This is a genomic window from Bradyrhizobium sp. UFLA06-24 (assembly GCF_054967145.1).
In genome coordinates this window covers 30,805-50,387 of the sequence record NZ_JADFUE010000013.1, presented here as the reverse complement: position 1 = coordinate 50,387, position 19,583 = coordinate 30,805, and the positions used below count along the sequence as shown (strand labels likewise).

The 19,583-nt window shown below is 65.7% G+C and carries 15 protein-coding genes; 11 read left to right on the top strand and 4 right to left on the bottom strand.

What is annotated here, in order from left to right; genetic code table 11:
• The first annotated feature begins 60 nt into the window (after positions 1 to 60).
• The 6 genes from IF809_RS13440 (at position 61) to IF809_RS13415 (ending at position 7,300) form a co-directional block, all read left to right on the top strand.
• Entirely contained in the window at positions 61 to 264 is a 204-nt protein-coding gene (locus IF809_RS13440; RefSeq protein ID WP_018647766.1) for a hypothetical protein, read from the top strand.
• Between the two features lie 58 nt (positions 265 to 322).
• Positions 323 to 970: a hypothetical protein gene (locus IF809_RS13435; protein WP_462837794.1), complete on the top strand. Its 648-nt coding sequence runs from the start codon at positions 323 to 325 to the stop codon at positions 968 to 970.
• 180 nt (positions 971 to 1,150) lie between these two features.
• Positions 1,151 to 2,146: an NAD(P)H-dependent flavin oxidoreductase gene (locus IF809_RS13430; protein WP_128967258.1), complete on the top strand. Its 996-nt coding sequence runs from the start codon at positions 1,151 to 1,153 to the stop codon at positions 2,144 to 2,146.
• A gap of 25 nt (positions 2,147 to 2,171) precedes the next feature.
• Positions 2,172 to 3,143: a zinc-binding dehydrogenase gene (locus tag IF809_RS13425; RefSeq protein WP_462837793.1), complete on the top strand. Its 972-nt coding sequence runs from the start codon at positions 2,172 to 2,174 to the stop codon at positions 3,141 to 3,143.
• Positions 3,144 to 3,352: 209 nt separating this feature from the next.
• On the top strand, positions 3,353 to 4,744 hold the full coding sequence (locus IF809_RS13420) for a cation diffusion facilitator family transporter (protein ID WP_462837792.1): 1,392 nt from the start codon (positions 3,353 to 3,355) through the stop codon (positions 4,742 to 4,744).
• 225 nt (positions 4,745 to 4,969) lie between these two features.
• Positions 4,970 to 7,300, top strand: coding sequence for a PAS domain-containing sensor histidine kinase (locus IF809_RS13415; RefSeq protein ID WP_128967261.1), 2,331 nt, complete (start codon positions 4,970 to 4,972; stop codon positions 7,298 to 7,300).
• A 100-nt stretch (positions 7,301 to 7,400) separates the two neighbouring features.
• On the opposite strand, the gene IF809_RS13410 is transcribed toward IF809_RS13415, so the two are convergent.
• Positions 7,401 to 8,297 carry a LysR family transcriptional regulator gene (locus tag IF809_RS13410; protein WP_453979623.1) on the bottom strand — a complete coding sequence of 299 codons (897 nt, stop codon included), beginning with the start codon at positions 8,295 to 8,297 and terminating at the stop codon, positions 7,401 to 7,403.
• A gap of 224 nt (positions 8,298 to 8,521) precedes the next feature.
• On the opposite strand from IF809_RS13410, the gene IF809_RS13405 reads away from it, so the two are divergent.
• Genes IF809_RS13405 through IF809_RS13385 form a run of 5 tightly spaced genes read left to right on the top strand, consistent with a single transcriptional unit; the run spans position 8,522 to position 14,505 of the window.
• Positions 8,522 to 9,010 (top strand): formate dehydrogenase subunit gamma, encoded by a 489-nt coding sequence (locus IF809_RS13405; RefSeq protein ID WP_462837791.1) that lies wholly within the window; start codon positions 8,522 to 8,524, stop codon positions 9,008 to 9,010.
• Positions 9,007 to 10,563, top strand: a complete 1,557-nt coding sequence (locus IF809_RS13400; protein ID WP_462837790.1) for a formate dehydrogenase beta subunit — start codon at positions 9,007 to 9,009, stop codon at positions 10,561 to 10,563. Before IF809_RS13405 ends, IF809_RS13400 begins: the two co-directional genes overlap by 4 nt.
• A 10-nt stretch (positions 10,564 to 10,573) precedes the next feature.
• On the top strand, positions 10,574 to 13,447 hold the full coding sequence (fdhF, locus tag IF809_RS13395) for a formate dehydrogenase subunit alpha (protein WP_462837789.1): 2,874 nt from the start codon (positions 10,574 to 10,576) through the stop codon (positions 13,445 to 13,447).
• Positions 13,448 to 13,451: 4 nt separating this feature from the next.
• A complete protein-coding gene (gene fdhD, locus IF809_RS13390) occupies positions 13,452 to 14,282 on the top strand; it encodes a formate dehydrogenase accessory sulfurtransferase FdhD (RefSeq protein ID WP_128967266.1) in 831 nt (276 codons plus the stop codon).
• Positions 14,269 to 14,505, top strand: coding sequence for a formate dehydrogenase subunit delta (locus IF809_RS13385; RefSeq protein ID WP_128967267.1), 237 nt, complete (start codon positions 14,269 to 14,271; stop codon positions 14,503 to 14,505). The genes fdhD and IF809_RS13385 overlap by 14 nt, the downstream gene beginning before the upstream one ends.
• Here IF809_RS13385 and IF809_RS13380 read toward each other — a convergent pair.
• The 3 genes from IF809_RS13380 to IF809_RS13370 are packed head-to-tail and all read right to left on the bottom strand — an operon-like array spanning position 14,471 to position 19,570.
• Entirely contained in the window at positions 14,471 to 17,449 is a 2,979-nt protein-coding gene (locus tag IF809_RS13380; RefSeq protein ID WP_128967268.1) for a bifunctional [glutamine synthetase] adenylyltransferase/[glutamine synthetase]-adenylyl-L-tyrosine phosphorylase, read from the bottom strand. The genes IF809_RS13385 and IF809_RS13380 overlap by 35 nt on opposite strands.
• The gene (locus IF809_RS13375) at positions 17,446 to 18,906 is read right to left on the bottom strand and encodes a sensor histidine kinase (RefSeq protein ID WP_128967269.1); all 1,461 of its coding nucleotides are present in this window, start codon (positions 18,904 to 18,906) and stop codon (positions 17,446 to 17,448) included. Before IF809_RS13375 ends, IF809_RS13380 begins: the two co-directional genes overlap by 4 nt.
• A complete protein-coding gene (locus tag IF809_RS13370) occupies positions 18,890 to 19,570 on the bottom strand; it encodes a response regulator transcription factor (protein ID WP_128967270.1) in 681 nt (226 codons plus the stop codon). Before IF809_RS13370 ends, IF809_RS13375 begins: the two co-directional genes overlap by 17 nt.
• Between the last annotated feature and the right edge of the window lie 13 nt (positions 19,571 to 19,583).

Below are 19,583 nucleotides of genomic sequence, written 5' to 3'. Positions count from 1 at the left end.
TTTTGGAGGGCGTGTCTGGGGGCACGGCTCGGCCGTGTTTGGACCAAACCTGCTAGGGGTATGACTGTGAAGAAGATTGTCTTTGTTCTGGGTGCGACGCTTGCTCTGGTGACGGCTGCGAACGCCGCGGACCTGCCGCGCCGCCAGCCCGTGCCGGTGTATCCGGCCGAACAGGCCCCCATCGGCAAGATGCCGATCGGCAAGAGCCCGGTTGGCAAGGCTCCGATCGGCAAGGCGCCCGGCCCGGTCGCCGCGCGCTACTGAGGCGCCGGCGGACGCCACGCAAGAATTTGCGTCAACGGCCGACAGTCGAGGGGCACACGTGACGAACAGACCTGATCGATCGGGATCCTGCATCCTTGCAGGGCTCGCGCTTGCGACCATGCTCGCATGCCTGATGTCCTCCGCCTCGGCTTTCGAGTCGAACAAGCGCCTGGCTGACGCCAGTGCGCTTGCCTCCGAAGCAGCACCGCGCTCCGCGCCGCAAGTGATGCGGCGCGGATTAGCGCGGACGGAGAAAGGTCCCTATTACGTCGACTTCCGCGCCCGCACGGCGGCGAGCTGGGGCCATGCCTTCGTCTGGTACGGCAAGACCAGTGAAAAAGCCGTCGAGGTCGCCGGCCTCACGCCCGCCGGCGACACCTGGACCTACGTGCTCGGCTACTTCACCTGGGTGCCGTCCGAGACCGGTGCAAGCTATGGCGATCTCGATCCGGACTATCTGACCGCGAACTATCGCGTCTATCTCAACGAGGCCGACGCCAAGCGCGTGTTCGCCTACATCAAGAAGCTGCAGGCGAGCTCACCGGTCTGGAACGCCGAGACCACCAACTGCACAGGCTTCATCGGCGACATCGCCGAGTACATGGGGCTGAAAGTCCCCAACCGCTGGCAACGCCCGGAAAACTTCGTCAACAGCCTGAAAGAGATGAACGGCGGCCGGCAGGTGGTGCGGCTGTCGGCGGAGTAGCCTCTCCATCCGGGCGACGGAGCCGCCTCGACAACGCCTCGCGAATTATCCGTCGCACGGAATCCCCTCGCCTCCTGCATGATCACCCCGCCCGGCGGCGCAATAGACATTTCCCGCCCCCGGCGGCATCCTCCTGATATCGACGACAACAAAGCCTGCAGGCCGCCAGGGGGAAACATCATGTTGCAGACACGCTTCACCAAACTCGTCGGTGTCGAGCACCCGATCGTCCAGGGCGGCATGCAATGGGTCGGACGGGCCGAGCTGGTCGCGGCCGTCGCCAACGCCGGCGCGCTCGGTTTCATCACGGCGCTGACCCAGCCGACGCCGGAGGACCTCACCAAGGAGATCGCACGCTGCCGCGACCTCACCGACAAGCCGTTCGGCGTCAACCTCACCATCCTGCCGGCGATCAAGCCGCCGCCTTATGCCGAGTACCGCGCCGCCATCATCGAAGCCGGCATCAAGGTGGTCGAGACCGCCGGCAACAAGCCGCAGGAGCATGTCGACGAGTTCAAAAAGCACGGTGTCAAAGTCGTGCACAAATGCACCAGCGTCCGCCACGCGCTCTCCGCCGAGCGGATGGGCGTCGACGCCATCTCCATCGACGGCTTCGAATGCGCCGGCCATCCCGGCGAGGACGACACGCCCGGCCTGATCCTGATCCCGGCCGCCGCCAACAAGGTCAAGATCCCGATGATCGCCTCCGGCGGCTTTGCCGACGCCCGCGGCCTCGTCGCGGCGCTGGCGCTCGGGGCCGAGGGCATCAACATGGGCACCCGCTTCATGGCGACCAAGGAGAGCCCGATCCACCAGCTCATCAAGGAGAAGATCGTCGCCAATGACGAACGCGAGACCGAGCTGATCTTCCGCACCATGCGCAACACCTCCCGCGTCGCCAGGAACGCGGTCTCGACCAAGGTCGTCGCAATGGAGAAGGAGGGCGCCAAGTTCGAGGACATCCGCGAGCTCGTCGCGGGGGCGCGCGGCAAGATGGTCTACGCCACAGGCAACTCCGACGAGGGCATCTGGTCCGCCGGCCAGGTGCAGGGCCTGATCCAGGACATCCCGAGCTGCGGCGAGCTGATCTCGCGAATCGTACGTGAAGCCGAGGCGATCATTCGCAGCCGGCTCGAAGGCATGATCGTTCAACCAACCGCGCAAGCCGCGGAATAGTCACTGCAAGAAGCGAGAGCAATTCATGAAGGCTTACGTCTACGGCCCTGAAGGCGCTCGGATTTCCGACGTCGCTCAACCAAAGCCTAAAGGCACGCAAGTGCTGGTGCGCGTCCGCGCTTGCGGTCTCAATCGCGCCGACACCGGGATGCGCAAAGGCCACGCTCATGGCGCGGCCGGCGGCGTCGGCACCGTGCTCGGGATGGAGTGGGCCGGCGAAGTTGCCGAGCTTGGACCGGATGCGAAGGGGGTCAAAGTTGGCGATCGCATCATGGGCTCGGGCAGCGCGGCCTTCGCCGAGTACACGCTCGCCGACCACGGCCGGCTGTTCCGTGCGCCTTCGAACATGAACTTCGAGGAGGCCGCCACCCTCCCCGTCGCGCTTGCGACCATGCACAATGCCGTCGTTACCATTGGCGGCGTGCAGCCGGGGCAAGCCGTGCTGATCCAGGGCGCGAGCTCCGGCGTCGGCCTGATGGCGATGCAAATTGCAAGGCTCAAGGGCGCCAAGCTCGTGATCGGCTCCTCGACCGATGCCTATCGGCGCGGCCGGCTGAAGGAATATGGCGCGGACCTTGCGGTCGACTCCTCCGATCCCAAATGGGTCGACGAGGTGCTGAAGGCAACGAACGGCGAAGGCGTCGATCTCATCGTCGACCAGGTCTCCGGCAAGGTCGCCAACCAGAACCTCGCCGCCACCAAGGTTTTGGGCCGCATCGTCAATGTCGGCCGGCTCGGCGGCACCCATGCGGACTTCAACTTCGACCTGCATGCTGCCCGCCGCATCAGCTATATCGGCGTCACCTTCCGCACCCGCACGATCGAGGAAGTCCGCGCAATCTTCGAGGAGGTCAGGAAGGACATCTGGGGCGCCGTGGAATCGCGCAAGCTGCAACTGCCGATCGACAAGGTTTATCCGTTCGATCAGATCGACCAGGCGTTCGAGCACATGGAAGCGAACAAGCACCTGGGGAAGATCGTGGTGACGGTGCCGTAACCGCCGTTCCGATCCCGGTCTCGTTGGGTGGGCAAAGCGAAGCGTGCCCACGGTTCGTATCCATCTCGGAACAATGGTGGGCAAGGCGCCCTGCGCGTTTGCCCACCCTACGAAACCGAGCAAGACGTAGACTGCTCCTGCGACTCACTCGCGACTACGCCTGTGGATCGTCGCTTGATGTTCACCGCCGCCCTGCTAAATCCCCGGCCATGAGCGGACAACACGACAAGACATCGGTCGCGGCGATCTCGATCCTGGCCAGCGGCGGCATGGCGGCGGCCAAATTCGTGGTCGGCATCGCGATCGGCTCGCTGGCGCTGATCTCCGAAGCCCTGCACTCCTCGATCGACCTGGTCGCGACCATCATCACCTGGGCCGTGGTGCGGGTCTCGGACAAGCCGGCCGACGACGAGCATCATTACGGCCACGGCAAGCTGGAGAGCATCTCCGCGCTCGGCGTCACCGCGCTGCTTTATGTGCTGGCCGGCGGCATCCTGGTCGAATCCTACAGCCGGCTGCGCGAGGGAACCCCGCCCCCGACCATCTCGGCCGTGCCGTTCGTGGTGCTGGTGCTCGACATCGCCGTCAACCTCTGGCGCGCCCGTGCCCTGCACCGGGCCGCACGCGAGACCCACAGCCAGGCGCTCGCCGCCGACGCGCTGCATTTTGCATCCGACGTCATGGGCTCTTTCGCCGTCATCATCGGACTGATCCTGGCGGCCCTCGGCTTCTGGTGGGGCGATGCCGCAGCGGCCGCTGCGGTCGCCGTGATGATCGCGGCTCTCGGCCTGCGCATGGCGGGCTCGACGGTGCAGACGCTGGTCGACCGCGCCCCGGAAGGCGCACAGGAAAAGGCCAGCGCCGCGATCTGCAGCGTGCCCGGCGTGATCGATGTCGAGCGGCTGCGCGTGCGCATGGTCGGGGCGACCACGTTCATCGACAGCATCGTCAAGGTGCCCAGGACCTACCCGATCGATCGCGTCGAGAGCATCAAGCGGAACGCCGAGGCTGCCGTGATCAAGGCGTTCGGCGATGCCGACCTCTCGTTCACAGCCGTCCCCGTCGCCCGCGACAACGAGACCGTGCGCGACCGCATCATGGTGATCGCGCGCAATTCGGGCCTCGCCATCCACCATGTCACCGTGCATGACCTGGGCCCGGCGCAGAACTCAGGCACGCGGCTGATCGTCAGCATCGACCTCGAGGTCGACGCCCATATGCCGCTCGAGGCGGCTCATGACATCGCCAACACGCTGGAGCGGAACATCAAGGAAGAGTTCGGCGAGGACGTCGAGGTCGACGTCCATATCGAGCCGCTGGAACCGGAACTGCCGTTCGGCGTCGATGCGACACCGGAGCGGGTTCAGACCATCGCGGCGGCGCTGGCGGAATATGCCGACGGCAGCGAGATCCACGACATCCATAACGTGCGTGTCCGCAACACCGATGCAGGCGAGATCGTCAATTTCCATTGCCGCGCCACGCCATCGATGAGCGTGATCAAGGTGCACGATCATGTCGATGCGATCGAGCGGGCGCTGCGCCGCGCGTTCCCCAACGTGAAGCGCGTCATCAGCCACGCCGAGCCGCCGCGCGCGTGACGCGGAATACGTCTGGAGTCCTGCGTTCTCGTTTCGGACTCATTGCACACGTGAGTTTGCGGGATCAGAGCGCGCGAACTCTCCCTTGGATAAGAATTATTTCACGTTAACGTTTCGTTGACTCTCGACAGCCTGCGCAAACTGGATTCAAATCGCTGTGATTCGAAAGCGATGTGGGGCTGCTTTCGAAACGAGTAGCAAGCAGGTTTTCAGGGGGCCGAAGGCATGGCGCGTGCAGACGCCGCGAACGCATGCGTCCAATCCGATTCGATCAAGGGATTGGCGCAATCGATCGCGAAACCTGCCTATCATCGGCTCCTGGTCGCGGAGCCCGCGCTTCGTCGCGCCGTACCGACGCTCATCATCGCCTTCCTCGTCACGATCTGCCTTGGCGCCTTCGTCCAGGTCGTCGACCAGACGCGCCAGAAGCGCCTGGTGATCCAGAACGACATCTCGATGCTGGCCGAACTGCTCGCCGAGCGCATCGACCGCGTCACCTCCGTGCGCGCGGAGCGGCTGAGGAACATCGAAAACCTGTCGACGCTGCTGCCCGACATGATCCCGACCAAGGCCAGGGTCTCGGGCCGCCACGTCGTCGTCACCTCGGCCGGCGTCGACCGCCGCATCCTCGCCCGCATTCCGATCGACAGCGATCCAGCCGGCAACGACCGCCTGCTCGATGCGATCACCACCGCACAGCTGCTTGCCGCGCCTCCGCGCGACAATGACGTCACCAGCATGACTCTTCCTGATGGTAACGCTGCGCTGGCGACGTCACGGCCGATCAAGTCGCTGCCCGGCCTCGTCACCGTGATCCAGGAGCGCAACGAGCCGATCTGGGGCTCGGACGCAGCGCTGTCGGTGACTCTGTCGGCGACCACGGGCTTCGTCGTCCTGATCCTCGGCTTCGCCTTCCACTGGCAGTCGACCCGCGCCCGCGAAGGCGACCTCATCAACGACGCGGTGCGCGGCCGGATCGACACCGCCCTTAACCGCGGCCGCTGCGGCCTGTGGGACTGGGACTTGTCGCGCGGCCGGATCTTCTGGTCGCAATCGATGTTCTCGATGCTGGGCCTCGACGGCCGCAACGAGCTCCTCACCTTCGGCGAGGTCAACGCGCTGGTGAAGTCCGACGACATCGACCTGTTCGCGATCGCCGACCAGCTCATCTCCGAGAAGATCGACCACATCGACCAGACCTTCCGCATGCAGCACGTCGACGGCCATTGGATCTGGCTGCGCGTGCGCTGCGAGCGGACCCGGGGCGCCAGCGATTCAGGCATGCACCTGATCGGGATCGCGGTCGACATCACCGAGCAGAAGAGCCTCGCCGAGCGCACCGTCGAAGCCGACCTTCGGCTGCGCGACGCGATCGAGACCATTCCTGAAGCCTTCGTGCTCTGGGACGCCAGTGACCGCCTGGTGCTCTGCAACTCGCACTTCCAGCGCCTGCACAAGCTGCCCGATACGGCGGTGATCCCCGGCACCTCCTACGAGACCGTGCTGGAAGTCGGCCGCATGCCGGAGGTGCGCACCCGCCACAACGAGACCGCGGCCCAAGGCCCGGGCGCCCGCACCTTCGAGGCCCAGCTCGACGACGGCAGCTGGCTGCACATCAGCGAGCGCCGCACCAAGGACGGCGGCTACGTCTCGGTCGGCACCGACATCACCCGGATCAAGGAACACGAGCAGAAGCTCGTCGACAACGATCTGCGCCTGCGCGCCACCGTCATCGACCTCAAGCGCTCGCAGGCGGCGCTGGAACGCCAGACCATCGAGCTCGCCGACCTCGCCGAGAAGTACCAGCGCGAGAAGACGCGGGCCGAGGAGGCCAACCAGACCAAGTCGAAATTCCTCGCCAATATGAGCCACGAGCTGCGCACGCCGCTCAACGCCATCATCGGCTTCTCCGAGATCATGGGCTCGGGCATGTTCGGCGAGCTCGGCAGCGAGAAGTACCAGGAATATTGCCACGACATCCTGACCAGCGGCCATTATCTGCTCGAGGTCATCAACGACATCCTCGACATGTCCAAGATCGAGGCCGGCCGCATGAAGCTCGACATGGAAGAGCTCGACCTGTCGCGGACGCTCGCCGAATCGCTGCGCGTCGTCTCAGGCCGGGCCCAGGACAAGCACCTGACGCTCGACGCCGACATCGAGAAATCGATCTCCGTCGTCGCCGACCGCCGCGCCACCAAGCAGATCGTCGTCAATTTGCTGTCCAACGCGGTGAAGTTCACGCCGGACGGCGGCCGCATCGTGGTGCGCAGCCGGCAGCTCGAGGACAGGATCGTGCTGATGATCGCCGACACCGGCATCGGCATCGCGCCGCACTCGCTGGCGCGGCTCGGGCGCCCCTTCGAGCAGGTCGAGAGCCAGCTCACCAAGACCTATCACGGCTCCGGCCTCGGCCTTGCGATCGCCCGCTCGCTGGCGCAGCTCCATGGCGGCTCGATGCGGCTGCGCTCCAGGCTCGAAGTCGGCACCGTCGTCCGCGTGACGCTGCCGCGCGACGCCATCAAGGCCGCGTCGGGGATTTCCGCGGCGGCCTAGAGCCGAATGAGCGTTTGCGAGCCGCAGGCGCACCTCTCCCCGATGGGGAGAGGTTATCCGAGCTCGTGGCTCGTACCGACTCAAACGAACAGCTTCGGATCTACGCTTGCAGCGTCGGCGCCACTTCGCGGGCGACATTGACCAGCGCCGCGATCAGCGGCGTCATCGGATCACGCTGCGGGATCACGAGGCCGATGCTGTAATTGACTTCCGGCTCGACGATCGGAATCGAGCGGACCTTGTCGGACGACAGCCCGAGCGTCTCGGCGAGCTTGGCCGGCATCACACTGGCCCAGCGCCCAGTCTTGACGTGGGTGAACAGCACCAGCAGCGAGTTCGATGTGAGTGTCGGCGTCGCCTCGGCGCCGACCGAACGCAGCGCACGGTCGATGATCCGCCGGTTCTGCATGTCGGGAGTCAGCAGGCACAGCGGCACCTGCCCGACTTCCTTCCATGTCACCGTTTCGCGGTCTCCGAACATCCCGTCGGGCGCGGTCAGCAGACGATAGCTCTCGTTGTAGAGCGGAATGGTGCGCACCTTCCCAATCGGCTCGTTCTCGATATAGGTCAGGCCCGCATCGACTTCGAGATTTTCAAGCAAACCCAACACCTCCGACGAGGTCGTCGAGCGGATGCTGAAACGCACCTCGGGATGGCGGGCGCGGAACGGCGTCGTCAGCGAGGCGACCATGCCGAGCGCGGTCGGAATTGCCGCGATGCGAATCTCGCCGGAGAGCTGATGCTTCAGTCCGTTGATCTCGTCGCGCATCGCGCGGGCATCGCCGACGATGCGTCGCGCCCAATCGAGTGCCCGTTCGCCCTCGGGGGTAAAGCCCTGGAATCGCGACCCGCGCTGGACCAGCATCACGCCGAGGATCTCCTCGAGCTGCTTCAGCCCGGTCGACATGGTCGGCTGGGTGACGCCACATGCCTCTGCCGCCCGTCCAAAATGCCGCTCCTTGGCCAGCGCCAGCAATAATTCAAGTTTGTCGATCAACCGGTCGTCCCCTCAACTTCCATCGTGGCATGCAAGCTAGCATGCCGGGCCTGCACCAACACGCAAAAACCGGCAGCCGATACAACTTTCATTAGCGTTTCAGATCGATCGATTGCGGTTGCAAATCGATCCGAATTCGCAATCGCAGCACGGGACAGCTTTATTGATCTTCGAATGATTCCAACTAGTTTGCGCCAAGGAAACGCTTTGGTTGAGAATGAAGAATGACAGCGCATTTTGAGCCTTGTTACGAACCCTGGAACGAGATGCGCGGCGCCGAGATCATCGGCGAACATGCGGGCCAGGAGGGCGCGACGCTCGTCATCCTGCACGCGCTCCAGGAGGCGTTCGGCTACGTGCCGGAGGCCGCGATTCCCATGGTGGCGCAGGCGCTCAATCTGTCGCGCGCCGAGATCCACGGCGTCTTCACCTTCTATCATGACTTCCGCCACAAGCCGGCCGGCCGCCATGTGCTGAAGCTGTGCCGCGCCGAGGCCTGCCAGGCCACAGGCGGCGATGCGCTGGCGGCGCGCGCCGAAGCGAAGCTGGGCGTTTCGCTCGGCAACACCACGGCAGATGAGCGCGTCACGCTGGAGCCGATCTATTGCCTAGGGCTGTGCGCGACCGCGCCGTCCGCGATGCTGGACGGCCGTCTCATTGGCCGGCTCGACGAGAAGCGTATCGATGCGCTGGTTGCGGAGGCGCAGCGATGACCATGCGGATCTTCATTCCCCGCGATGCCGCCGCTGTCGCCGTTGGCGCCGATGAAGTTGCCACAGCGTTCGAGCAGGCCGCGGCCATCAGTGGCTTGCCCGTAGAGATCGTCAGAACCGGCTCGCGCGGACTGTGCTGGCTGGAGCCGATGGTCGAGGTCGCAACCGCCGCGGGCCGCCTTGCGTATGGGCCGGTCAGCGTGGAAGACGTGGCCTCCGTGCTCGAGTCGATGGCGAGCAATGGACCGCACGCCTTGCTCCTCGGCGTCGCCGACGAAATCCCCTGGCTGAGGCGCCAGACCCGCCTCACCTTCGCTCGCTGCGGCGTGATCGATCCGCGCTCGCTCGACGACTACCGCGCCCATGGCGGCTACAAGGGCCTGGAGCGCGCATTGCCGCTCGGCTCGGACGCGATCCTCAACGAAGTGACGGCCTCGGGCCTGCGCGGCCGCGGCGGCGCCGGCTTCCCGACCGGCATCAAGTGGAAGACCGTGGCGCAGGCCAAGGCCGACCGCAAATTCATCGTCTGCAACGCCGACGAGGGCGACAGCGGCACCTTCGCCGACCGCATGATCATGGAAGGCGATCCCTTCCTGGTGATCGAGGGCATGACCATCGCCGGCATCACGGCCGGCGCGACCAAGGGTTACATCTATATCCGCAGCGAATATCCGCATGCGGTCGAGGCGATGAACGCAGCCATCGTGGCGGCGAGGCGCGGCGGCTATCTCGGCGACAAGATCGGCGGCTCGACCTGCAGCTTCGACATGGAAGTCCGCGTCGGCGCCGGCGCTTACGTTTGCGGCGAGGAGACCTCGCTGCTGGAGAGCCTCGAAGGCCGCCGCGGCATCGTGCGCGCAAAACCGCCGCTGCCGGCGCATCATGGACTGTTCGGCAAGCCGACCGTCATCAATAACGTGCTGTCGTTTGCGGCCATCCCCTTCATCCTCGCCGAAGGCGCCAAGGCCTATGCCGATTTCGGCATGGGACGCTCGCGCGGCACCATGCCGATCCAGCTTGCCGGCAATATCCGCCAGGGCGGACTGTTCGAGACGGCCTTCGGCGTCACGCTCGGCGAGCTCGTCGACGACATCGGCGGCGGCACATTCACGGGCCGTCCTGTCCGCGCGGTGCAGGTCGGCGGCCCGCTCGGCGCCTATTTCCCGCGCGCGCTGTTCGACACGCCGTTCGACTACGAGGCCTTCGCCGCCCGCGACGGCCTGATCGGCCATGGCGGCATCGTCGTGTTCGACGACAGCGTGGACATGCGCAAGCAGGCGCGTTTCGCCATGGAGTTCTGCGCCATCGAATCCTGCGGCAAGTGCACGCCGTGCCGCATCGGCTCGACCCGCGGGGTCGAAACCATCGAGAAGATCATGCGCGGCGAGCGGCTAACTGAAAACCTCACGCTGGTCGAAGACCTCTGCAACACCATGAAATTCGGCTCGCTCTGCGCGCTCGGCGGCTTCACGCCCTACCCCGTGCTCAGCGCATTGAAACATTTCCGCGAGGATTTCGCACCCGTGCCGACCACGCTTCAGGCCGCGGAATAGGAGAACGAGAATGTCTCTGATCAAAGAAATCGACTTCGGCACGCCGGCTTCCAAATCGACCACGATGGTCACGCTGACCATCGACGGCAACGAGGTCACGGTGCCCGAGGGCACCTCGATCATGCGGGCCGCGATGGACGCCGGCCACCAGATCCCGAAACTCTGCGCGACCGACATGGTCGACGCCTTCGGCTCCTGCCGGCTCTGCGTCGTCGAGATCGAGGGCCGCGCCGGCACGCCGGCCTCCTGTACCACGCCGGTCATGAACGGTCTCGTCGTGCACACCCAGAGCGAGCGGCTGAAGAAGCTGCGCAAGGGCGTGATGGAGCTGTACATCTCCGACCACCCGCTCGACTGCCTCACCTGCGGCGCCAACGGCGATTGCGAACTGCAGGACATGGCCGGCGCCGTGGGCCTGCGCGAGGTGCGCTACGGCTATGAGGGCGAGAACCACGTCTTCGCGAAGACCAGCGGCGAAATCAACGCCGCCTGGATGCCGAAGGACGAGTCCAACCCCTACTTCACCTACGATCCTTCCAAGTGCATCGTCTGCTCGCGCTGCGTCCGAGCCTGTGAGGAGGTGCAGGGCACCTTCGCGCTGACCATCTCCGGCCGCGGCTTCGACAGCCGTGTCTCGCCCGGCATGAGCGAGAGTTTTCTGGGCTCCGAATGCGTCTCCTGCGGCGCCTGCGTGCAGGCCTGCCCGACCGCGACGCTCACGGAAAAGTCCGTGATCGAGATCGGCCAGCCCGAACACTCCGTCGTCACCACCTGCGCCTATTGCGGCGTCGGCTGCGCCTTCAAGGCGGAGATGCGCGGCGAGGAAGTGGTGCGCATGGTGCCGTACAAGGACGGCAAGGCCAATCGCGGCCATTCCTGCGTCAAGGGCCGCTTCGCCTGGGGCTACACCAACCACAAGGAGCGTATCCTCAACCCGATGATCCGCGAGCGGATCGAGGATCCCTGGCGCGAAGTGTCCTGGGACGAGGCGTTCTCGTTTGCCGCGGCGAAGATGCGCGGCATCCAGAAGAAATACGGGCGCGATGCCATCGGCGGCATCACCTCGTCCCGCTGCACCAACGAGGAAACCTATCTGGTGCAGAAGCTGATCCGCGCCGGCTTCGGCAACAACAATGTCGACACCTGCGCCCGCGTCTGCCATTCCCCGACCGGATACGGTCTCGCCACCACCTTCGGCACCTCCGCCGGCACGCAGGATTTCGACTCGGTGGAGGACACCGACGTCGTCGTCATCATCGGGGCAAATCCCGCTTCAGCGCATCCTGTGTTTGCTTCGCGCTTGAAGAAGCGGCTGCGCCAGGGTGCAAAACTGATCGTGATCGATCCGCGCCGGACCGAGATGGTGGATTCGCCGCACGTGAAGGCGCTGCATCTACCCCTGATGCCGGGCACCAACGTCGCTGTGATGACCGCGCTGGCGCATGTCATCGTCACCGAAGGTCTCGTCAACGAGGCCTTCGTGCGCGAACGCTGCGACTGGAGCGAGTTCGAGGAATGGGCGGCGTTCGTCGCCCGGCCGAACAACAGCCCCGAAGCGACCGCGATCCTCACCGGGGTCGCCCCGAAGGCGCTGCGCGAAGCCGCCCGCCTCTACGCCACCGGCGGCAACGGCGCGATCTACTACGGCCTCGGCGTCACCGAGCACAGCCAGGGTTCGACCACGGTGATCGCGATCGCCAACCTCGCGATGGCCACGGGCAATATCGGCCGTCCCGGCGTCGGCGTGAACCCGCTGCGCGGCCAGAACAACGTGCAGGGCTCCTGCGACATGGGCTCGTTCCCGCACGAGCTGCCCGGCTATCGCCACATCGCGGGCGATGCCGTGCGCGAGCAGTTCGAGGCGATGTGGGACGTCAAGCTCAACCCGGAGCCGGGCCTGCGCATTCCCAACATGTTCGACGCCGCGATCGAAGGCACGTTCATGGGGCTCTATGTGCAGGGCGAGGACATCCTGCAGTCGGACCCCAACACGACGCATGTGGTGGCGGCGCTGTCGGCGATGGAATGCGTCATCGTCCACGACCTTTTCCTGAACGAGACCGCGAACTATGCCCATGTCTTCCTGCCCGGCTCGAGCTTCCTCGAGAAGGACGGCACCTTCACCAATGCCGAGCGCCGCATTCAGCGCGTCCGCAAGGTGATGTCGCCGAAGAACGGCATGGCCGACTGGGAGGTCACGATCGCGCTCGCCAAGGCGATGGGCTTCGAGATGAACTACAGCCATCCCTCCGAGATCATGGACGAGATCGCTGCGCTGACGCCGACCTTCGCCGGCGTCTCCTATGCCAAGCTGGACGAGCTCGGCTCGGTGCAGTGGCCTTGCAACGACAAGGCGCCCGAGGGCACCCCGGTGATGCACATCGACGGCTTCGTCCGCGGCAAGGGCAAGTTCGTCGTCACCGAATATGTCGCGACCGACGAACGCACCGGCCCGCGCTTCCCGCTCCTGCTCACCACGGGCCGCATCCTCAGCCAGTACAATGTCGGCGCGCAAACACGGCGCACCGAGAACGTGGTCTGGCATGCCGAAGACCGCCTCGAGATTCATCCCCACGACGCCGAGCAGCGCGGCGTGCGCGATGGCGACTGGGTGCGGCTGACGAGCCGTGCCGGCGAAACCACCCTCCGCGCGGAGATCACCGACCGCGTATCGCCTGGTGTCGTCTACACCACCTTCCATCATCCGGACACGCAGGCCAACGTGATCACGACCGACTATTCGGACTGGGCGACCAACTGCCCCGAATACAAGGTCACGGCGGTGCAGATCTCGCCGTCGAACGGTCCGTCCGACTGGCAGAAGAGCTACGACGCACAGGCGCGGCAGTCCCGCCGGATCGTGCCGGCCGAGGCCGCGGAGTAACCGCATGCACGTGCCGGTTCAGGCCATCGACCGCGAAATCTGGCGCGACGGTGTCGCGTCGGAGGGAACGCGGTTGATCCCCGAGGAGACGCCGCTGGCGCTGACCTACAATGGCGGCACCTACGCCGTCATGATGGGAACGCCGCAGAACCTGGAGGATTTTGCCATCGGCTTCAGCCTCGACGAAGGCGTCATCAAATCGGTCGACGATATCAAGTCGCTCGATGTGGTTCGCCTCGATGAGGGCATCGAGCTGCGGATGTGGCTGGCGCCCGAGGACGCCGCCCGTATCAGCGGGCGCCGGCGCCACATTGCGGGTCCCACCGGCTGCGGGCTCTGCGGCGTCGATTCCATCGCCGAGGCGGTGCGGCCTGCTTCCATCGTGCCGCAGGGACAGAGCTTCACGCCGCAGCAGGTCATGGCGGCGATGCAGGCGATCGCGCCCCTGCAATCGATCAACATGCAGACCCGAGCGGTCCACGCCGCGGCCTTCTGGTCGCCCTCGAACGGCATCGTCGCCTTGCGCGAGGACGTCGGCCGCCATAACGCGCTCGACAAGCTCGCGGGCGCACTGGCCCGCAGCCGGACGAACGCAAGTGCCGGCATGGTGCTGCTGACGAGCCGCGTCTCGGTCGAGATGGTGCAGAAGACGGCCGCCATCGGCGCGCCCGTGCTGGTCGCGGTCTCCGCACCCACCGCGCTTGCAGTCCGCACCGCCAATGCGGCGGGCATCACGCTGATCGCGATTGCCCGCAGCGACGGGTTTGAAGTGTTCACGCACGAGGGCCGAATCTCGGCTCGTCGTGCTCAGGAGATCATCGATGTCGTCGCCTGACCGCCTCGTCTACATGGCCAACCAGATCGGTACGTTCTTTCGCAGCCAGGGCCACGACAAAGCCGTGCCTGGGATCGCCGACCACATCAAGAAGTTCTGGGATCCCCGGATGAAGCGCGCGATCTTCGCCCATCTGGAGGCCGGTGGCGCGGGGCTGGAGCCGAACGTGCTCGAAGCGCTCACCGCGCTCAAGCAGACGGCTTCCCTTCCAGAAGCGCACTGAACACCCGCCGCACCTCGCTCTGCGTCTCCTTGACCCGCGCCTCCAGCGAGGAAAAGTCCGGCGCATCGCCGGCGCGCGCCATCACGCGCTGAAGATCGGTGCCCGCCGTCTCCGGCTTGAAGCGGTCGCTGACGCAGAGCCTTAGGATCTGCGTGAGGTCGTGATAGAGCCGCGCCGCGGCCCGCAAGATCTCGGTCTCGGATTGGGCGAGCACGCCGAGCCGGCATGCATTTTCGAGCACCTGGATGGTGCCGACGTCGAGAATCTCCGGCTTGTCATGGGCATGCACGAGCTGGAGATATTGCGCGATGAAGTCGATGTCGACCATGCCGCCGGCGGCATATTTGAGATCCCAATAGTCGCTCTCGCCCTTCTCCTGCGCGATCGCGCGCCGCATGTCGGCGACATCGGTGGCGATGATCGCGGCATCGCGGCGTCGGGTCAGGACCTCGCGGATGACGCGCTGAATTCGCTCCCGGAATTGCGGCGACGCCGACACCACGCGCGCACGCGTCAGCGCCATGTGCTCCCAGGTCCAGGCCTCGTTGGCCTGGTAGTCCGCGAAGGAAACGAGGCTCGAAGCGACAGGACCGGCGCGCCCGGAGGGGCGCAGCCGCATGTCGATCTCATAAAGCACGCCATAATTGGTGCGGGTCGTGAAGGCGCTGATCAGGCGCTGGGTGAAGCGGGCGAAATAATGCGCGCCCTGAAGTGATTTCTCGCCGTCGGAATCCGGATGCTCGCTGTCGAAATCGTACAGCAGGATCAGATCGAGATCCGAGGATGCCGTCATCTCACGGCTGCCGAGCCGGCCCATCGCGATGATCGCGGTCTCCTGTTCCTTGATCCGGCCGTACTGGGCCGCAAAGCGATCGGCGACGAGGCCGTGCACGGTGTGAACGATGCCTTCGGCAACGTCGGCGAAGGCCGTGCTCGCCTGCTGCGCCGAGACGGTGCCGGAGAGGATGCGCGTGCCGATCAGGAACAGGCTTTCCTGCCCAAACAGCCGCAGGCGGTCCAGGAACTCCTCGTAGGAGCCGGCATCCTGCACCGTGGCCGCGAGCCGCGCCGACAATTCCTGACGATCGGGCATCGCACCGAAGAAGCGCGGGTCGATCAGGCCGTCCATCAGTTGCGGCTGCCGCGCCAGCATCTCGCCGAGCCGGGGCGCCGCGCCAAGCACGAGCGCCACGAGCGCGACGAGATCGCGGTTCTGGCCGAGCAACGTGATCAGCCGCCCACCGCGCTGGAGCGCCGCGAGGAACTGATCGAATGCCACGACGGCGCGGTCCGGCTCTTCGGCATGGGCGAGGCCGTCGATCAGGGCCGGCACGAACTCGACGAACGCGTTGCGCGTCGCCTCATTGCGGAACACGCGGTAGTCGCCGGTGATCCAGTCGCGAACCGTCTGCGCGACCGCAGCGGGCTTCTTGAAGCCGAGCGTAGCCAGATGCTGCAGCATGCGCGGATCTTCGGGACCTGTACTGTAGTCGAGGGCCGGCAGCTTTGCCGTCCCGGTCGGATCATCGCCCTCGAACAGCTTCTCGTAGTGTCCCTGGACGATCTCGAGCTGGCGCAACAGGTCACGCGCGAAAGTCTCGCGGTTGTCATAGCCGAAGAACCAGGCGAAGCGTTCGACCGCATCCTTATCTTCGGGCAGTGCGTGGGTCTGCTCGTCGCCGATCATCTGGAGACGATGCTCGACCCGGCGCAGGAACTCATAGGCCGCGGTCAGTTCGTCGCGCGCCGCCGACGTGATCCAATTGCTGGATGCCAGAATGTTCAGCGCAGCCAGCGTCGGCCGCACCCGCAATTCCGGGTGGCGGCCGCCGGCGATCAGCTGCTGGGTCTGGGCGAAGAATTCGATCTCGCGGATGCCGCCGCGGCCGACCTTGACGTTGTGACCTTCCACGGCGATCTCGCTCTGACCGCGATAGGTCTGCATCTGCCGCTTCATATCGTGCACGTCGGCCAGCGCTGCGAAATCGAGATGCTTGCGCCAGACGAAGGGCGCGATTTCGGCCAGCAGTGCCTCGCCCGCTTTGACATCGCCGGCGCAGGCGCGCGCCTTGATCATAGCGGCTCGCTCCCAGGTGCGCCCTTCCCGCTCGTAATAGTTCAGCGCGGCATCCCGCGAGATCGCGACCTGCGTCGAGGACGGATCGGGACGCAGCCGCAGATCGACGCGAAAGACGTAGCCGTCATAGGTGCGTTGCTGGAGGATACGCGCCAAGCCCTGCGTTACCCGGACGAAGAACGGCTGCGGCTCGATATCAGGGGCAAGCGTCGTCGCATCGGGATCGAAGAACACGATGAGATCGATGTCGCTGGAATAGTTCAGCTCACCCGCGCCCATCTTGCCCATGGCGAGCACGATCAGGCCGCAGCCGACTTCCGGTGCCTCGGGATCTTCAGGCACGAGCTTGCCGCGTGCGGCTTCCTGTCGCAGCAGATATTGAAGCGCCAGCTGCACCGAAGAGACGGCAAGGTCGGTCAGTGCCGCCGTCACCCGCATCACCGGCCAGACCCCGCCGATGTCACACAGCGCGATCAGCAGCGCCGCCTCGGCCTTCATGCGGCGAAGCAGCCGCATGACCTCAGCCTCGGCGGGGGCGGCGAGCACAGCGCCCCTCGCCTCCGCGATCAACGCAGCAAGATGTGTGTCCGGATCGCATTCGAGCAGCCGGATCAGGCGCGGCACATCGGCGCGCACAAGATCGAACAGATAGGGCGAGAATTCCGCGATGCCGGCCAGGATGTCCCGGGCGAAAGGATGGGCGAGCAGCGCTTCGAGACGGGCCTGATGTGCCGGCTCGATCTCGGCCAACCACGATTCAAGACGTCGTTCGAGGGTTGCGGAAGCGGCAATATGGGGAGCCTCCGCGAAGCGTACGGCCAGGCTCTTCCCAGTCTTGTCCGCGTTTCCCGGCGCGGAGTGGTTCATGCCACCTTCTGTGGCACATCCGGTATTGGCGGAGCAACCCTGTCGCCGGCGTCCGCGCGCGCCGGCAGCACCAGCGTGGCAACGAGGCCGGGCTGGGCGTCGCCCAGCCGCAATTCACCGCCATGGAGTGTCGCAACCGCGGAGGCAAGGCTGAGGCCGAGGCCCGAGCCCGGAAGCGTGCGGCTCGCCTCCAGCCGCACGAATCGTTCGACGGCGTGCTTGCGGTCCGCCTCCGGGATGCCGGGACCGTGATCGGTGACGCTGAGCAGCACCTGATCGCCTTCGCGCTTCGCCTCGATCGTGATCTGCCTGGAGTCCATGCTGACGACGGTTCCACCGGTCTGCGCGACCGGCTTGCCGTACTTGATCGCATTCTCGACGAGATTGGCCAGCGCCTGACTGATCAATTCGCGATTGGCGTGAACCGGCGCCGGCTCGGCTCTCACCTTCAAGGTCATACCGTCATCTTCGGCGAGCGGCTCGTAGAGTTCGTGGATGCCGCCCGCGACCTCGGCGGCGTCGAAATCATCCATGTTGCCGCGCGCCTGGCCGGACTCGGCGCGCGCGATCATCAGAAGTGCGTTGAAGGTGCGGATCAGGCCGTCGGATTCCTCGATGGTCCGCTCCAGCGCGGCGCGGTAATCCGCCTCGCAGCCTGATTTCGCCAGCGCCTCTTCGGCGCGGTTGCGCAGGCGGGTCAGCGGCGTCTTGAGGTCGTGGGCGATGTTGTCGGAGACCTCCTTCAGCCCCGCCATCAGCGCCTCGATCCGCTCCAACATGGCATTGAGGTTTTCGGCGAGACGATCGAGCTCGTCGCCACTGCGCCCCACAGGCAGGCGCTCGCTGAGATCGCCGGTCATGATGCGGTGGGCCGTGCCGCTCATGGCATCGATGCGCGTCAGCACCCTGCGGGCGACGAAGACGCCGCCGCCGAGGCCGAGCACGACCACGATCAGGATCGACCATTGCGCCGCCTTGGCGACGATGCCGAACAGGCGCCGCCGCTCGGCGAGGTCGCGGCCGATCAGGAGGCGGAAACCGTTCTCGAGCTCGGTGACGCGCACCAGCGCGCGATGGTCGCGGTCGTCTGCGTCCTCGAGCCGCCGATAGGCGGTCTCCGACCAGCCGCGCGTCGCCATCACGCCCGGCGCGAGCGAGCCGACATTGCCGGCAACCGCCTGCCCGGTCGGCGTGGTCACGAGGTAGAGGTTGGCGCCCGGCCGGAGCGCGCGGTATTCGATCGTTCGCACCAGGCCGACCAAGCCGCGGCGATCATAGATCACGTTGATCTCCGAGGTCTCGGCATTCACCGTCTGCGTGATTTCCTCGGTGATCAGCCGCCGCGTGTTCCAGGCGAAATAGCCGAGCAGCGAGGCCGCGAACATCGCGAACAGCAGCAGATAGACCAGCGTCAGCCGGAACGCCGTGGTGCGGACGAGTTTACCGAATGCCGTCACGGATCATGTACCCGGCGCCGCGGATCGTGTGCAGCAGCGGCCGCTCGAAGCCCTTGTCGATCTTGGAGCGCAGCCGCGAAATGTGCACGTCGATCACGTTGGTCTGGGGATCGAAATGATAGTCCCAGACGTTCTCCAGCAGCATGGTGCGCGTCACCACCTGGCCGGCATGCTTCATGAGATATTCGAGCAGGCGGAATTCGCGGGGCTGGAGCGTCAGCTCGTCCTTGCCGCGCGCGACGCGGTGAGAGAGCCGGTCGAGCTCGAGATCGCCGACGCGGTAGAGCGTATCCTCGGCAGGTCCCCCGCGGCGGCGCGACAGCACCTCGACGCGGGCGAGCAACTCGGCGAAGGAATAGGGCTTCGGTAGATAGTCGTCGCCACCGGCGCGCAGACCCTTGATGCGGTCGTCGACCTGACCGAGCGCGGAGAGAATCAGCACCGGCGTCGTGTCGCCCTTGTCGCGCAGCGCGCCGATCAGCGACAGGCCGTCCCGCTTGGGCAGCATGCGATCGATCACCAAGACGTCGTAATCGCCGTTCTCGGCCATGGCGAGGCCCTCCTCGCCGTCACCGGCGTGGTCGGCAATATGTCCGACTTCGCGAAACGCCTTCACGAGATAGTCGGCGGATTCGCGGTCGTCTTCGATGATGAGGAGGCGCATCGTGCGTTCGGCG

Bases quoted from the DNA above. Each gene is read 5' to 3' on its own strand.
- IF809_RS13380 (WP_128967268.1), bottom strand. From the start codon at position 17,449: ATGAACCACTCCGCGCCGGGAAACGCGGACAAGACTGGGAAGAGCCTG.
- IF809_RS13420 (WP_462837792.1), top strand. From the start codon at position 3,353: ATGAGCGGACAACACGACAAGACATCGGTCGCGGCGATCTCGATCCTG.
- IF809_RS13430 (WP_128967258.1), top strand. From the start codon at position 1,151: ATGTTGCAGACACGCTTCACCAAACTCGTCGGTGTCGAGCACCCGATC.
- IF809_RS13385 (WP_128967267.1), top strand. From the start codon at position 14,269: ATGTCGTCGCCTGACCGCCTCGTCTACATGGCCAACCAGATCGGTACG.
- IF809_RS13400 (WP_462837790.1), top strand. From the start codon at position 9,007: ATGACCATGCGGATCTTCATTCCCCGCGATGCCGCCGCTGTCGCCGTT.
- IF809_RS13405 (WP_462837791.1), top strand. From the start codon at position 8,522: ATGACAGCGCATTTTGAGCCTTGTTACGAACCCTGGAACGAGATGCGC.
- IF809_RS13440 (WP_018647766.1), top strand. From the start codon at position 61: ATGACTGTGAAGAAGATTGTCTTTGTTCTGGGTGCGACGCTTGCTCTG.
- IF809_RS13415 (WP_128967261.1), top strand. From the start codon at position 4,970: ATGGCGCGTGCAGACGCCGCGAACGCATGCGTCCAATCCGATTCGATC.
- IF809_RS13370 (WP_128967270.1), bottom strand. From the start codon at position 19,570: ATGCGCCTCCTCATCATCGAAGACGACCGCGAATCCGCCGACTATCTC.
- fdhD (WP_128967266.1), top strand. From the start codon at position 13,452: ATGCACGTGCCGGTTCAGGCCATCGACCGCGAAATCTGGCGCGACGGT.
- fdhF (WP_462837789.1), top strand. From the start codon at position 10,574: ATGTCTCTGATCAAAGAAATCGACTTCGGCACGCCGGCTTCCAAATCG.
- IF809_RS13425 (WP_462837793.1), top strand. From the start codon at position 2,172: ATGAAGGCTTACGTCTACGGCCCTGAAGGCGCTCGGATTTCCGACGTC.